Below are 14,192 nucleotides of genomic sequence, written 5' to 3'. Positions count from 1 at the left end.
CACCTCCTTTCTAGGGAGCAATCCCACTCACTGCTCACGTGCTACGGCGCGGTTCATCACCACGCGTGCCTGTTCAGGTGCTAAACCCCACACCCCCTAGCTCACTGCTGGGGGGTGTGGGGTTTTTTGCTCGCGCGCCGGCTGATGCTGTTCTGAAGTTGTCCTACGCCGGCAGCATTGGCGTAAGAGCAAGGCCGATCAGGCGTTCTTTGCTGTGACGATGGCTGCCCAAACACAACCGGCTATGGAGTGCGGCAGTCTACTGCCGTACTCCATAATGGGGCTGCCAAAGCGTTGGCTCATTGCGTAACATGCGCTAGCGTTAGCTTTTGCCGGCCAAGTCTGTGATGGAACTATCACCAGTGATGTGCTGCAATACCGCGCCCCTACTGACAATTAGCCAATGGCCCGTGCTTGCAATGGCCAATAACGCCGTCCGATATAAGCTCGCGCAAGCCGGGCGGCATACGCAACCGCTCGTGCGGTGGCAGGGCTGAGCACTAAACTGAGTGAGGTGTCGTAAGCGGGGATGGTGATCAAGACTGCGCGTGGTGCATGACCATAGAGGATGCGGGCAAGGGTTAATAACGTTGCCGGATCACTCTGGTGACTGGAGGTGAGGACAGTGGCCGGTTCGATGAGCTGCACTTCGACATTCGTGCGATCAACCGCAGCATCGAGGAAAATGACCCGACGTGAGCGGGCAATGATTGCCGCTAATTCCGGTGTAAGTTGCGCTTGCGTGATTACTCGTAAGCCAGTAACACGCCATTGCCGCATCAGCTCGGCTGCGGCTTGCCCAGCGTAATCATCGCCACGCACCGGGCTGCCGTACCCAATGATCAGACCCTGCGGCGCTACTGCCGGGCATCGACGCTGGCAGATGTGCCCCATAGCCAACCCTTTCCGCGAGGTGCTTGGTAAGAGTAGTAACAATTATAACGCAAAAAACTTGGCACGACGATAGGATATCGTTGTAAAATTTCCACTGTTTGAACTTTGTCGTCTGTGAATAATATCTTTATGGTCGCTCATCTTCTCTCCGATCTATATTGTTGCGATATTCAATGTGATCTTGTCCATCGCTGGCTTTTGGTTCGCACATACGCAGCGATGCCATTGCCACGGGAAGGAAACAGCTGCAGGCAGATTTAGACATGACACCGGGTTGTCCAACCCTGTCCGCAGCAACGATATGATGATTGAAGCGGCTCGCTATGGTGAGCCGCGTTCCTTTACCGGCTCCTTAACGACTCACCCGATCAAGCAACCTTCCTTGCGCGTCGTACAACTCAACTTCCATCGCCATCTGCCCAACCGCGTGGGTTGAACAACTCAGGCATGGATCATAAGCTCGTACTCCAGCTTCAATCCGGTTGAGGATGCCTTCGTCAAATTGCCCATTGCGAATGTAGCTCTGGGCAATCTGGCCGATTGTGTGGTTGATGGCCAAATTGTTCTGGCCGGTGGCGATAATCAAGTTCACATCCGTGATCAAACCTTTATCATCGACCTTGTAGTGGTGGAAGAGCGTGCCGCGTGGCGCTTCGCTCACGCCGACCGCCTCGCGGCGATTGACACCGGCGTCAGCACGCAGCTCGTTTGAGAGCAGGTCGTCGTCTTCGATCAGCATCTCCATGCGTTCGAGTGCAGCGATGATCTCGATCAGCCGGGCATGATGGTAGTAGAAGCTGCCCTCGATCACTGGCCCGGCTTGCTCGCGCAATTCGCGCAGCTCGGTGTCAGCCCGTGGCGCTCCCATGGTAGAGCAGACATTAATCCGCGCCAATGGCCCGACGCGGTACATGCCACCCGGATAGCCGAGCGCCCGAATGTAGGGGAACTTCAGGTAGCTCCATGGTTCGACCGCTTCGCCAATGACATCGCGATAATCGATCGGATCGAGTTCGTCAATCAGCATTTTGCCGGTATGATCGATCACGCGCAATTTGCCGCCGTAGTGCATCCAGCGCCCTCCCGGCCCGACCATTCCCAGATACAGGCTGGGAAAGACGCCAAAGGTCTCGATTTCGCGCTGGTAGCGTTCGGTAAGCTGTTTGAGCCGTCCGATGGCATCGAGCGCAATTGCTAACATTTCAGGCAGTTTGGCCCGGATCTGATCGCGACCACTCACACTGAGGCCATTGCGCACTCCACCCGGTACGGCCCAAGCCGGGTGAATCTTGCGCCCTCCTAGCAACTCGATCACTTCTTGCCCAAACTGACGCAGCCGGATGCCATTGCGCGCAAGGTTGGGATCGGCGGCGATCAACCCAAAGACGTTACGCTGAACTGGATCGCTATCAAAGCCGAGCATCAAATCGGGCCCGCTGAGATGGAAGAAGCTCAGCGCGTGCGATTGAATAATCTGGCCGAGATTCATCAACCGGCGCAACTTTTCGGCTGCTGGCGGAATCAGTACTGCTAGTAAACCGTCGCCGGCGCGGGCCGAGGCCAGCAAATGGCTGACCGGGCAGATGCCGCAAATGCGTGCCGTAATGCCGGGCATCTCCCAGAATGGACGACCGATGCAGAAGCGCTCAAAGCCGCGAAACTCGGTGACATGGAACCGCGTTTCAGCAACGTTGCCCGCTTCGTCGAGGTGAATGCTAATCTTGGCATGGCCCTCGATGCGCGTGACAGGATCGATGACGATACGTTGGCCCATCGCGCACTCCTTAATATGATTGCGAACGCAGCGACGCAACCTGATGGCGCTTGCAGCGTCTCTGCCACTATCCATCTACCCAAAGCGAATATCAGCCGCCGGTTCGCGCCCTTCAATCAACGCTTCCAGCAAGGCCCGAATCCGTGGTGCCGAAGGCGGGCACCCCGGCAAGTAGTAGTCAACCGGAATGACCTGATGCACTGGCACCACTTTATCGAGCAGTACCGGCACGATTCCCGGCTCGTGCGGAATGACGCCACCCGGATCGCCGTGCTCGACATACACTTGTTGCAAGACGTTCTGGGCCGGGCCGAGCGGATTGCGCAGTGCGGTGACGTTACCGGTGACAGCACAATCGCCGAACGAGACGATGATCTTGCTGTGACGGCGCGCTGTCTGCGCCAATTCGAGGTGTTCGTCGTTGGCGATCGCGCCTTCGATTAAGGTCAGATCGACTTCAGGCGGGAAACGTTTGGTATCGGCGATTGGGCTGTAGACTAGATCGGCGCGCGCGGCCAGCTCGATCAACCATTCATCGAGATCGAGTAGCGACATGTGGCAGCCCGAACAGCCGCCTAGCCAGATGGTAGCAATACGTAGCCGGCTCATGGTTCTCTCCTTGCGCGCCTACCAGCGTTGCTTGCGCGCTTCGACGATCAAGGCAATGCGCTCGCTGGCATGCGGTCGTTCGCCGACGGTGACCCCGCGCGGAAAGATCGCGCCGGTCGGGCAGGCGAGTTGGCACTTGCCGCAACTGGTGCAGGTGGTCGATGTGCCCCACGGCTGGTTTAGGTCGGTAATGACATGGGCATTGACCCCACGCCCAGCCACATCCCACGTATGCACGCCTTCGATCTCGTCACAGGCGCGCACGCAGCGGGTGCAGAGCACGCAGCGGTTGTGATCGATGCCAAACCGTGGGTGCGAAATATCAACCGGATAGTTGGGCGAGAGGTATTCGTAGCGCACGTGATCCATCCCGACCATGCCGGCCAGTCGTTGCAGTTCACAATTGCCGCTGGCCACACACACTGCGCAGACGTGGTTACGCTCAGCAAAGAGCAGTTCAATGATCTGCCGCCGGTAGGACTGTAGGCGCGGTGTGTTGGTATGTACCACCATCCCCTCGCTGACCATCGTCATACAGGCTGGTTGCAACCGGCGCTGGCCTTCAATTTCCACCAAACATAGCCGGCATGCCCCTACCTCAGAGAGACCATCGAGGTGGCAGAGGGTCGGAATCGTGATTCCGGCATCGCGGATGGCTGCCAGCAGCGTCTCGCCGGGGCGGGCCGAAACGAGATGTCCGTCAATGGTAAGTGTTTTAGCTGCCATGGTCGCCCTCCGCGCCGATCAACTCCTCGTATTCGTGCCGAAAGTAGTGCAAGGTGCTGAGCACCGGATTGGGGGCCGATTGACCTAGCCCGCACAGGCTCGTCTCGCGCATGAGATCACACAGCTCCTCGATCTTGTCTAGATCACGAGCATGAGCTTGTCGATTGCGGAGCTTCGTGAGCATATTGAAGAGCTGTACCGTTCCCACCCGGCATGGAATGCACTTGCCGCATGACTCGTCTTTGCAAAACTCCATATAGAACCGGGCGACATCAACCATGTTGGTGTGTTCATCCATGACCACCATGCCGCCCGATCCCATAATCGAGCCAACCGCAGCCAACGATTCGTAATCTACTGGCGTGTCGAAGAGGCTGGCCGGAATGCAGCCACCTGATGGGCCGCCGGTCTGTACGGCCTTGACCGGCGTGCCATCGGGAGTGCCGCCGCCGATCTCTTCAACGATCTCGCGCAGGGTAATGCCCATCGGCACTTCGATCAGGCCGGTGTTGCGAACCTTGCCAGTGAGAGCGAAGACCTTGGTGCCTTTGCTTCGGTTAGAACCGATGCTGCTAAACCATTCTGGCCCGTGTTCGATAATCGCGGTAACGTTGGCAAAGGTTTCGACATTGTTGATGAGGGTCGGCATACCCCACAGGCCGCTTTCGGCAGGATATGGCGGACGCGGACGGGGCTGGCCGCGTCGCCCTTCGATCGAGGCGATGAGGGCGGTCTCTTCTCCACATACAAAGGCGCCGGCACCAACCCGAATGTCGATACGGAAATTAAACCCGCTCTCAAAGATTTGTGCACCGAGTAAACCGAAGCGGCGGGCTTGGACAATCGCCTTCTGCAGCCGTTCGATAGCCAGCGGATATTCGCCGCGCACATAAATAAATCCTTGTTCAGCGCCAACGGCGTAGGCGGCAATTGCCATCCCTTCCAGCACGAGATGCGGATCGCTCTCAAGAATGCTGCGATCCATAAATGCACCCGGATCGCCCTCATCAGCGTTACAGACGACAAACTTGCGTTCACCGGGGCTTTTAGCTACCGTCGCCCACTTTAAGCCGGTCGGATAGCCAGCACCGCCGCGTCCACGTAAGCCACTGCGGGTAATGGCGGCTATCACTTCGGTAGGTGTCATTTCATGAATGACATGATAGAGCGTGCGATAGCCACCCACCGCGATGTAATCTTCGATCCGCTCGGGATTGATCTGGCCGCAATGGCGCAGCACAATCGGAAATTGGCGCGCAAAGAAGGGATGCTGGCGATCACAGCGCGTCACTGTGCAGGGTCTACCTTCAAGCGCAGCAACAATCTCTTCGGCATCAGCCGGCGTCACGCGCTCAAACATCTCTCCGCTTGGTTCGAGCCGCACCAAAGGGCCGTGCCCGCACAGTCCCATGCAGCCAACCGGTGTGACATCAATATCGGCTAACTTCCCGGCTGCGGTCAGCACCGTCTCAAGGCGACGCTTGAGCTCAAGCGCCCCTGACGCTTGACAACCAGCGGCAGCGCAACAGAGAATGCGCAGGCGAGTGCGCTGAGCTTGTTCTCGTTCACCAATGGCTTCCAGCTCGTGGAGATCCATAGTCACTCCTCGCGGCCAAGTAGATTGCGGATGCGTGCTGCCAAATCGGAACGGTCAGCATGGCCGACCACCTCGCCATCGAGCACGGCTGCCGGTGCAAGGCCGCACGCGCCGAGACAGCGGGCCGTGAGCAATGAGAAGCGACCATCGGCGCTGGTGTGTCCGGCTTTCACGCCGCTCAGCTCTTCGAGTTCGCGCAGCAAGAGCGCTGCACCACGTACATAACAAGCCGTGCCCAAGCAGACAGTACAGGTGTGTTCGCCTTGCGGGGCAAGCGAGAAGAAATGGTAGAAGGTAGCGACGCCATAGACGCGGCTTGGTGGCAAGCGGAGGCGCTGGGCGACGTCGCTCAGCAGCTCTGGCGAGAGGAACCCGTACAGCTCTTGCGCTTTGTGCAGCACTTCAATCAGCGCATCGCCCTGATACTGGAAGCGTTTCATAGTCGCTTCGAGGATCTTGCGCCGATTATCGCTGGCAGCGCGTGCATCTCGGTCAACGTCGGTCTGTAGCGCGGATGTCGTCATTGAACATCTCCCTAACAGATTGTAAGGACGCTACGCTGATCCTAGTTGATTTGTGATGGTTGTGGCGAAAAGAGTTGATTACCCGGCGTTAACGAAGCCGTGGGCGATGCTAGCTGGAGAGATGCGAGGAAGGGCGGGTTGCCAACCCGCCCTTGCCTAAGCTGCTTTAAGATCAATCACCGCAACTAATCGGCCGATGCCGGCGCCTGCGCGATCTCCTTGAGCGCCTCGCTCTCGCGCTTGCTCTGCCAGATGGCCCACACCAGCGCGGCAACACAGATCACCATTGCGATAATCACGCCGGGGCTGCCGGGTTCGATCGTGACAATAATTGGGGCAATGATCAGCGCTACCAAATTGATCACCTTAATCATCGGGTTCAAGGCCGGGCCAGACGTATCCTTCAGCGGATCGCCGACCGTATCGCCGACTACCGCCGCCTTATGCGGTTCGCTATGCTTGCCGCCGAAGTTGCCTTCCTCGATATACTTCTTGGCATTATCCCACGCGCCGCCGGCATTGGCTTGGAAGACCGCCATCAATTGACCGGTGAGGATAATGCCGGCTAGGAAGCCGCCCAGCGCCTCAACCCCAAGCGTGAAGCCGACGATGATTGGCACCATCACCGCGATCAGGCCAAGGCTGATCAGCTCTTTCTGCGCTGCCGTGGTCGAAATCTGCACTGCGCGCGCATAATCAGGCACTACCTTGCCTTCCATCAGACCGGGGATGCGGAATTGTCGGCGCACCTCGTTGACGATCTGCGCTGCGGCGCGCGACACTGCCCGAATGGTCAGCGCCGAGAAGAGGAACGGCACAGCACCGCCGATCAGCAAGCCGATAAAGACCTCAGGTGCGGCGACGTTGATCGACGAGAGCAGCTCGATACCCTTTGCTCCCTCATCGATCATCTGCTTGATCACCTTATTCACATCGGTGAAATACGAACCGTAGAGTGCCACCGCCGCGATCACCGCTGAACCGATCGCGATACCCTTGGTGACGGCCTTGGTCGTATTGCCGACTGCATCGAGGTCATCCATCACATTGCGAGCATTCTTATCGAGGCCGGCCATTTCGCCGATGCCGTTCGCGTTATCGGAAATCGGGCCGAAGCTATCCATCGAAATGGTATTGCCGGTCAGCAGCAGCATGCCGATGCCTGTCAGCGACACGCCGTACAGAATCGCGGTGAACTGGGTCGCAGCCGGTTCGCCGGAATAGATCAGCACCGAGGTAAAGATCGACGCCGAGATAACCAAAATTGCCCAAACGCTGCTCTCCATACCAAGGGCCAATCCAGAGAGGATGTTGGTCGCTGAGCCGGTCTGCGATGCCTTCGAGGTCTCTTTGACCGGGCTGAAGTGCGTGCTGGTAAAGTACTCGGTCAGCTTATCAAGCGCCAAGGCCAAGATCACACCCGACAGGGTAGCGAAAAATGGACGCCAATCAACGTTGCCGGCAGCATCAACCATAAAGACCGGTGTCGCCGCTGCACTAGCAACAACGGCTAAGCCTGCCGCGATGTAGAAACCGCGGTTCATCGCCGCCATCGCGTTGCGCTTGCGCTCATCGGTGGTGACAAACTGGTTGCCGATCACCGACGCGATCACGCCGATCGCGCGCAACACGAGCGGGAAGATGATGAAGCGCAGATCGTACTGACCATCGCCCATCGTGCCGGCCACTGCATCGCCCAGCACAATGCCGAGGATCATCGCCGAGACCAGCGTCACTTCAAAACTCTCAAACACGTCAGCCGCCATTCCAGCGCAGTCACCGACGTTATCGCCGACAAGGTCGGCAATCACTGCTGCATTGCGCGGATCGTCTTCGGGAATGCCGGCTTCAACCTTGCCGACAAGGTCGGCGCCGACGTCAGCCGCCTTCGTGTAAATGCCGCCGCCGACACGCATAAAGAGCGCGATCAGCGAGCCGCCGAAGCCGAAGCCGAGCAAGGCGTCGGGGGCGGCAATGCCGAAGACCATAAAGATCAGCGTGCCGCCGAGCAGGCCAAGGCCGACGGTGAGCATGCCGGTCACCGAGCCGGATTTATACGCCACTTGCAGCGCAGGGTTGTAGCCCTTGCGTGATGCCGCGGCCACCCGCACGTTACCCTCAACTGCGACATTCATGCCAACGAAGCCAACTGCGTAGCTAAAGAGCGATCCCATCAGGAAGGCCACCGCGCGCCCAATTGCTACCCAGAGCGTCGCTGCTTCTCTGCTGCCAAACCGCTCGACTGCTTCGGTCGTTGGCGGAATGATAAACACGCTAGCCGCCAAAACGAAGGTCAAAATAACGATCAAAATGGAAATGGTGCGGAATTGCTGGCTTAGGTAGGCATTAGCGCCAGTTTTGATGTAACCCCAGACCTCGCGCATACGGGGTGTTCCCGTATCTTGGGCGAGGATCTGGCTGCGGATGAAGAAAGCATACCCAATGCCGAGCAGCGAAACGACGAGCACAGCCCAGACCGCAAGACTTTGGACGGCGTTCAGATCCTGCATGACCCCAACTCCTTCGTTGCACGAATGCACGACCCGATGTGATTGCCGGCGCGGCGCGCGATACGCGGGGCGCTGGTTGTAGTGAGAAAAACCTTGTCGTAGACGTGGATTATTCTAGCATAGTCGAGTTACGATTGCAACGAGCGGTGCAAATGTGATGTTGGGCAGAAACAGTGCGAAAGTAGTGCATTACCGCCGGACAATCTGCTTACCAAGTCGGCGAAATGCCATATCAATCCCGCTTTGCAGCGTAGCACCGATAGCAATTCCACTGAGATCAACACCGAGTTGGACAATCGTCTGGGCGATTTCAGGGCCAATGCCAACCATAATGACCTGTGCGCCGATCAATTGGGCTGCGCGCGCCGTCTGCAACAGGTGATTGGCGACGGCGGTATCGACCAATGGCACCCCCGTAATATCGATAATCACGATATCTGATTGCCGTTCGGCAATCGTTGTGAGGAGACGCTCCATAATTTGGCTGGCGCGAAAGCTATCGATGATGCCAACGATTGGCAAGACCAGCACATGTTGGTACAAGGGCAAAATTGGTGTACTTAATTCACGGATGGTCTGCTGTTGCGCCTTGATCTGCTCGGCCTGATCGTATAGTTGATAGTGTAACTGTTCGTAAGCATAGCTAAAACTCGTAACTACTGATCGACTAAATTGTTGCAGCATATCTGCAACGACACGCACCGTCTCAACGGTACAAGCGGGTTGATGCTGGGCAAACGCTTCAAGTGCGTCCCACGTGAGTGAGCGAAAGGCGTCAATCGCTATCAATACATCAGTCAATACAAAGCCCACGTGGGCGCGCATCTCACCGAGCGCTTCGGCATAAGCGATGAACGGTAGCAGGTCTTGGGTACCAACTGCCTCGGCAAGCGCTTCAATCGTCATATTCATTGTGGGCAGCAATTCTTCTTGCGCAAGCCGGGCATAACCCGGGCTGTGCTGCTGCACGTGCCGAGCTAGTTCAGCCAGTATGTGGTCACGGCGTGCAAGGAGAAAGGCTTGAAGTTCGGTAAAGATAGTGGCCATGCGACCCCCTTGTCGCTTTGTACGGAGAGGACTCGGCTTGTCTAGACGACCAACATGCGAAAACGTTGCGTCTTGGCGCCTTTGCGTTAGTTCTTATGCCGCCGGCCTAATGGCACGTCCGGTACGCTGTAAGGCCAATTCGATCCCAGTTTGCAGGTTGGCGCCGATAGCAATGCCGCTCAGGTCAACGCCAAGCTGGACGATCGTCTGCGCGATTTCGGGGCCAATCCCTACCAAGATCACCTGCGCGCCGATCAATTGCGCCGCCCGCGCAGTTTGCAAGAGATAATTGGCGACGGCGGTATCGATCACTGGCACGCCGGTAATATCGATAATCACGATATCTGACTGACGCTCGGCGATAGCGGTAAGGAGGCGTTCCATGATTTGGCCAGCGCGGAGGCTATCGATGACGCCAACCAGTGGTAAAACTAAAATCCCTTCGTAGAGCGGCAAGATTGGCGTGCTCAGCTCGCGGATGGTCTGTTGTTGCGCTTCGATCTGCTCGGCCTGATCGTGAATCTGGGCTTGCATCGTGCGGTAGACGGTGCTAAAGCTAGTGAGCAGCGTCTTGCCGAACTCTTGCAAGAGATCTTCAATGCGCCGAACGTGGTGGATCGTTACGATGCTGCGGTCGCGGTCAAACGCTTCAACGATATTCCATGTCACATGCCGCAATTCGTTGAGGGCGGCAAACATATCCGCAGCAATAAAGCCGCTCGCCGCGCGTGCTTCGCCAACCGCGCGGGCATGGGCGAGAAACGGCTGGAGATCGTCGGTGCTGATCGCATGCAGGAGGGTACGTAGTGAAGTCGTAACGGCTTGGAGGAGTGCCATTCGATCCATCGCGGCGTAGTTTGGCTGCTGCGCGCGCAGGCGATCAACAAATGATTCAACAGTAGCGGCTAAGTCAGTTTCGGCAAAGGCAACAATGTCAGCAAAAACTTTGGGCATCGCAGTATCACCAAACGTATCGGTTAGCGAATCGTATACCCCAACTGGCTCAATGCCAATTCAATCCCCGCTTGGAGATTTGCACCAATCTGAATGTTACGCAGATCAACGCCTAGTTGCACGATGGTCTGGGCGATTTCAGGGCCAATCCCGACCAAAATCACTTGCGCGCCGATCAGTTGGGCTGCCCGTGCGGTTTGCAAGAGGTAATTGGCGACTGCGGTATCGATCACCGGTACGCCGGTAATATCAATAATCACAATATCTGACTGACGCTCGGCGATGGCGGTGAGCAGGCGTTCCATAATCTGACCGGCGCGGAAGCTATCGATAGCGCCGACCAACGGCAAGACCAAAATCCCTTCGTAGAGCGGTAAGATCGGTGTACTCAACTCGCGGATGGTCTGTTGTTGGGCCTCGATCTGCTCGGCCTGATCGCGCAACTCTTGCTGAAGGGCCAGCATTGCTTGGCTATAACCGAGCAGCAACAGCCGGTTAAACTCATTGATCGCATCCTCGAAGCGCCGCACATCGCCGATGGCAAGCCGGTCGCTGCCAAACGCATCGAGTTCTTGCCAGCAAAACTCGCGAATACGTGTCACCACGGTCATCATATCGTCAAGTGAGAGCCCCATGCGGGCGCGGCGCTCGCCGATTTGGGGTGCCCATTCGTTGACCGGCCCGCTATCGTTGTCGCCGAAGAGCGCGCAGATCGTTTCAACCGAACGTTGCAGGGCTGGGCTTAAGTCAGCGGCAGGAATAGCGGCATAGCCGCTGCTTTCGGCTTGTACGGCTTTGCACAAGCGTTCTCTGGTCTGCGGCAGGCGCTCGCGGATGAAGGCGGCTAAGTTGGTTAACGTTGTGCTCATAGCGCTCCTCGGCGACACACATTAATAGGCGCGGGCAAAGATGACTTGCCGATCGGTTTCGCGCCCGGTGTAGATGCAGCGGCCAACCGTGCCGGGTTGTTCCAGCGGAATACAGCGGATGGTTGCCCGCGTCTCCTCTTGGATGCGCTTTTCGTCGGTGGTATCGCCGGCCCAGAATGCGCGGGCAAAACCGCGCTCAACTTGCTCTTTCAGTTCGTCGTAGGTGGTTACATCGGCGGTATGGGCCTCGCGGAAGGCAAGGGCGCGCTGGAAGAGAGTGGTCTGCATTTCTTCCAACAGTGCCTCGATCCGCTCGGTCAGGCCGGCCTGCGGCACGAAGCTCTTGCCGGCTTTGCCGGGAATATCGCGGCGCGCGAGCGCAACCGTCTCTTTCGCCACGTCCTTTGGCCCGATCTCGATCCGCACCGGCACCCCCTTCAATTCCCACTCGTTAAACTTATAGCCGGGGCTATAGTTGTCGCGGTCATCAACCTTAAACCGCAGCCGGCCTTTCCATGCGGCAGTCATGCGGGCAACGGCTGCCATCACCGTGCTGCGCTCTTCATCATTCTTGTAGATCGGCACCACCACAACCTGAATTGGGGCTAGACGCGGCGGCAGCACCAGTCCTTCATCATCAGAATGGGTCATAATAAGTGCGCCGATCAGACGAGTACTCACCCCCCAACTGGTCGTCCACGCATACTGGATGGTATTGTTCTGATCGGTAAACGTAATATCAAAGGCGCGGGCGAAATTCTGGCCAAGGTTATGTGAAGTGCCAGCCTGTAACGCGCGCCCGTCTTGCATCATCGCCTCAATACAATACGAACGGAGTGCGCCGGGAAATTTCTCTTTTTCGGTCTTGAGACCGCGAATCACCGGTACCGCCATCTCTCGTTCGACAAAATCGGCGTAGACCTCATGGAGGATGCGCAACGTCTCTTCCTCGGCTTCCGCTTCGGTCGCGTGGGCGGTATGACCCTCTTGCCACCAGAATTCGGCGGTGCGCAGGAAAGGGCGGGTGCGCATTTCCCAACGCATCACGTTCGCCCACTGGTTATAGAGCAGCGGCAGATCGCGGTACGAGCGGATCCACTTGCTGTAGAAATAGCCGATAATTGTCTCGCTGGTCGGGCGAATGACATACGGTTCGGCCAGCTCTTCACCGCCGGCACGGGTGACTTCGGCTACTTCCGGCGCGAAGCCCTCGACGTGCTCGGCCTCTTTCATGATAAAGCTCTTGGGAATAAGCAAAGGGAACTGCACATTTGAATGTCCGGTGGCTTTAATCCGGTCATCGAGCGCGCGTTGCATCAATTCCCAGATGGCCCAGCCATGCGCTTTAACCACGATGCAGCCGCGCACGACCTCGGCAACTTCGGCCAGATCGGCTTCGCGCACAATATCAAGGTACCACTGGTTATAATCAACGCTGCGTTGGGTAATAACATCTTTGGGCATGCCGCTTCCTCGGGCTGGTTATCAACGCTTATGCTCAGCGCGACGCGCTGATTCCTACCGGCTTATTATAGCCGACATGCGAGAAGCGAGTGCGGCGGTAATCATGCAAAATGCGGGGCGGTGAGCCGCCCCGCTGTTCCGTAACTATTCCCAGAGGAATTATTTCTTCAATTCTTGTTGCATCACAGCCATAATCCGATCAACATCAAGGCCGGCCTCTTTGGCAAGCCGGATTTGCTCGAGCAGGCGGGCCTGCGCTTCGGCCAGCCGGCGCTGTTGATCGACCTTCTCTTGCTCACGATCGGCTTTGGCCTGATCTTCAGCCCACTTCCACGCTTGCTCCCAGAAAAGACCAACCTCACGGAACATCATGCTAAAGATGCCGCCGCTCTCTTTGACTGACATTGATCGCTCCTTCCCGCCGCTAGCTTCGTTGCGGCGCTGTTGTCGCGGTTCTGTGTCTCATTCTATTACGCAAAAAGCAAAACGTCAATCCTTGCCGGTGTGTCTGCGCTTGCATAAAGCGCATGGAGATGCTATACTAGCGGTAATTGATGTCATATATGAAATTTGTGCAGTTTCACTGCTGAAGCTGCGCCGAGGAGCGTCTATGTCGGCGCCCTACACGCCCTCTATCGCCAACGATGATCGTCGTCGAGCCGTCGATCTCAACGGTGCTGCTGTCCACCTCTTCCGCTTCAACGGCCCACTCGAGCTGGCCTTTGAGTATTTCTGCGATATTCCTGCGGTCTTTAGCCTATTGCCGGATGTGATTGAGGTCTTCGCCTACGCGCCCAATCGCTACCGCCTCGTGGTCGGTGCTACTGATGGTCATGGCCATGCGATGGCTGGCTACTTCGATGTTACCGCCATCTTTGAACCGCACCGTGCTATTCGGATTGTGCCGGTTGATGATGGCCCGCCCATCGATTTGACAGGATTTGTCTTTCCCGGCCAACTCTTCGCCGAGGCGGTCTTCTACCCGCATGCCAATGGCACTGATATCGAATATACTGTCGAATTAGCGATGACGATTCCTGTGCCGCGAGTGCTGTGGGTGATGCCGAGCAATGTGTTACAAGCGATCGGCGAGCGGGCGATGGAACATAAGATGAACCATATGATCACCGGCTTTACTCGCGCCATCGATGCCGATTTTCATGCGTGGATCGGCGGCAATGGGTGATGAATGGTAAGGGTGCTGCGGCAGTCGCACGCTCAGAG

The 14,192-nt window shown here is 57.2% G+C and carries 13 protein-coding genes; 1 reads left to right on the top strand and 12 read right to left on the bottom strand.

Translation table 11 applies throughout. The annotated features are described in order from the left end of the window. Window positions 1-396: 396 nt before the first annotated feature. The 12 genes from Q1A59_RS06285 to Q1A59_RS06230 all read right to left on the bottom strand — a co-directional run bounded on the left by Q1A59_RS06285 (window position 397) and on the right by Q1A59_RS06230 (window position 13,373). Complete coding sequence (locus tag Q1A59_RS06285) at window positions 397-894, bottom strand: hydrogenase maturation protease (RefSeq protein ID WP_298401047.1); 498 nt, start codon at window positions 892-894, stop codon at window positions 397-399. A 352-nt stretch (window positions 895-1,246) separates the two neighbouring features. After that, entirely contained in the window at window positions 1,247-2,668 is a 1,422-nt protein-coding gene (locus Q1A59_RS06280) for a Ni/Fe hydrogenase subunit alpha (protein WP_298401045.1), read from the bottom strand. 75 nt (window positions 2,669-2,743) lie between these two features. After that, the gene (locus Q1A59_RS06275) at window positions 2,744-3,277 is read right to left on the bottom strand and encodes an oxidoreductase (RefSeq protein WP_298401043.1); all 534 of its coding nucleotides are present in this window, start codon (window positions 3,275-3,277) and stop codon (window positions 2,744-2,746) included. Window positions 3,278-3,295: 18 nt separating this feature from the next. Then, a complete protein-coding gene (gene hoxU / locus Q1A59_RS06270) occupies window positions 3,296-4,003 on the bottom strand; it encodes a bidirectional hydrogenase complex protein HoxU (protein ID WP_298401041.1) in 708 nt (235 codons plus the stop codon). Continuing rightward, on the bottom strand, window positions 3,993-5,600 hold the full coding sequence (locus Q1A59_RS06265) for a NuoF family protein (protein ID WP_298401039.1): 1,608 nt from the start codon (window positions 5,598-5,600) through the stop codon (window positions 3,993-3,995). The genes hoxU and Q1A59_RS06265 overlap by 11 nt, the downstream gene beginning before the upstream one ends. A gap of 2 nt (window positions 5,601-5,602) precedes the next feature. Next, complete coding sequence (gene hoxE / locus Q1A59_RS06260; RefSeq protein ID WP_298401037.1) at window positions 5,603-6,124, bottom strand: bidirectional hydrogenase complex protein HoxE; 522 nt, start codon at window positions 6,122-6,124, stop codon at window positions 5,603-5,605. A gap of 185 nt (window positions 6,125-6,309) precedes the next feature. Further along, complete coding sequence (locus tag Q1A59_RS06255; RefSeq protein WP_299644400.1) at window positions 6,310-8,634, bottom strand: sodium-translocating pyrophosphatase; 2,325 nt, start codon at window positions 8,632-8,634, stop codon at window positions 6,310-6,312. Between the two features lie 189 nt (window positions 8,635-8,823). Then, the gene (locus Q1A59_RS06250) at window positions 8,824-9,681 is read right to left on the bottom strand and encodes an STAS domain-containing protein (RefSeq protein WP_298401031.1); all 858 of its coding nucleotides are present in this window, start codon (window positions 9,679-9,681) and stop codon (window positions 8,824-8,826) included. 93 nt (window positions 9,682-9,774) lie between these two features. Then, a complete protein-coding gene (locus Q1A59_RS06245; RefSeq protein WP_298401028.1) occupies window positions 9,775-10,635 on the bottom strand; it encodes an STAS domain-containing protein in 861 nt (286 codons plus the stop codon). 23 nt (window positions 10,636-10,658) lie between these two features. Further along, the gene (locus tag Q1A59_RS06240) at window positions 10,659-11,504 is read right to left on the bottom strand and encodes an STAS domain-containing protein (protein ID WP_298401025.1); all 846 of its coding nucleotides are present in this window, start codon (window positions 11,502-11,504) and stop codon (window positions 10,659-10,661) included. A gap of 21 nt (window positions 11,505-11,525) precedes the next feature. Next, window positions 11,526-12,968: a proline--tRNA ligase gene (gene proS / locus Q1A59_RS06235; protein ID WP_298401022.1), complete on the bottom strand. Its 1,443-nt coding sequence runs from the start codon at window positions 12,966-12,968 to the stop codon at window positions 11,526-11,528. A gap of 159 nt (window positions 12,969-13,127) precedes the next feature. Continuing rightward, window positions 13,128-13,373, bottom strand: coding sequence for a hypothetical protein (locus tag Q1A59_RS06230; protein WP_298401019.1), 246 nt, complete (start codon window positions 13,371-13,373; stop codon window positions 13,128-13,130). Between the two features lie 205 nt (window positions 13,374-13,578). On the opposite strand from Q1A59_RS06230, the gene Q1A59_RS06225 reads away from it, so the two are divergent. Beyond that, window positions 13,579-14,154 carry a DUF1997 domain-containing protein gene (locus tag Q1A59_RS06225; RefSeq protein ID WP_298401017.1) on the top strand — a complete coding sequence of 192 codons (576 nt, stop codon included), beginning with the start codon at window positions 13,579-13,581 and terminating at the stop codon, window positions 14,152-14,154. The last annotated feature ends 38 nt before the right edge of the window (window positions 14,155-14,192 follow it).

Source organism: uncultured Chloroflexus sp. (assembly GCF_937951745.1).
GTDB lineage: Bacteria > Chloroflexota > Chloroflexia > Chloroflexales > Chloroflexaceae > Chloroflexus.
Note: the sequence above shows the minus strand (reverse complement) of the source record. Positions and strands in the feature narration are given on the sequence as shown.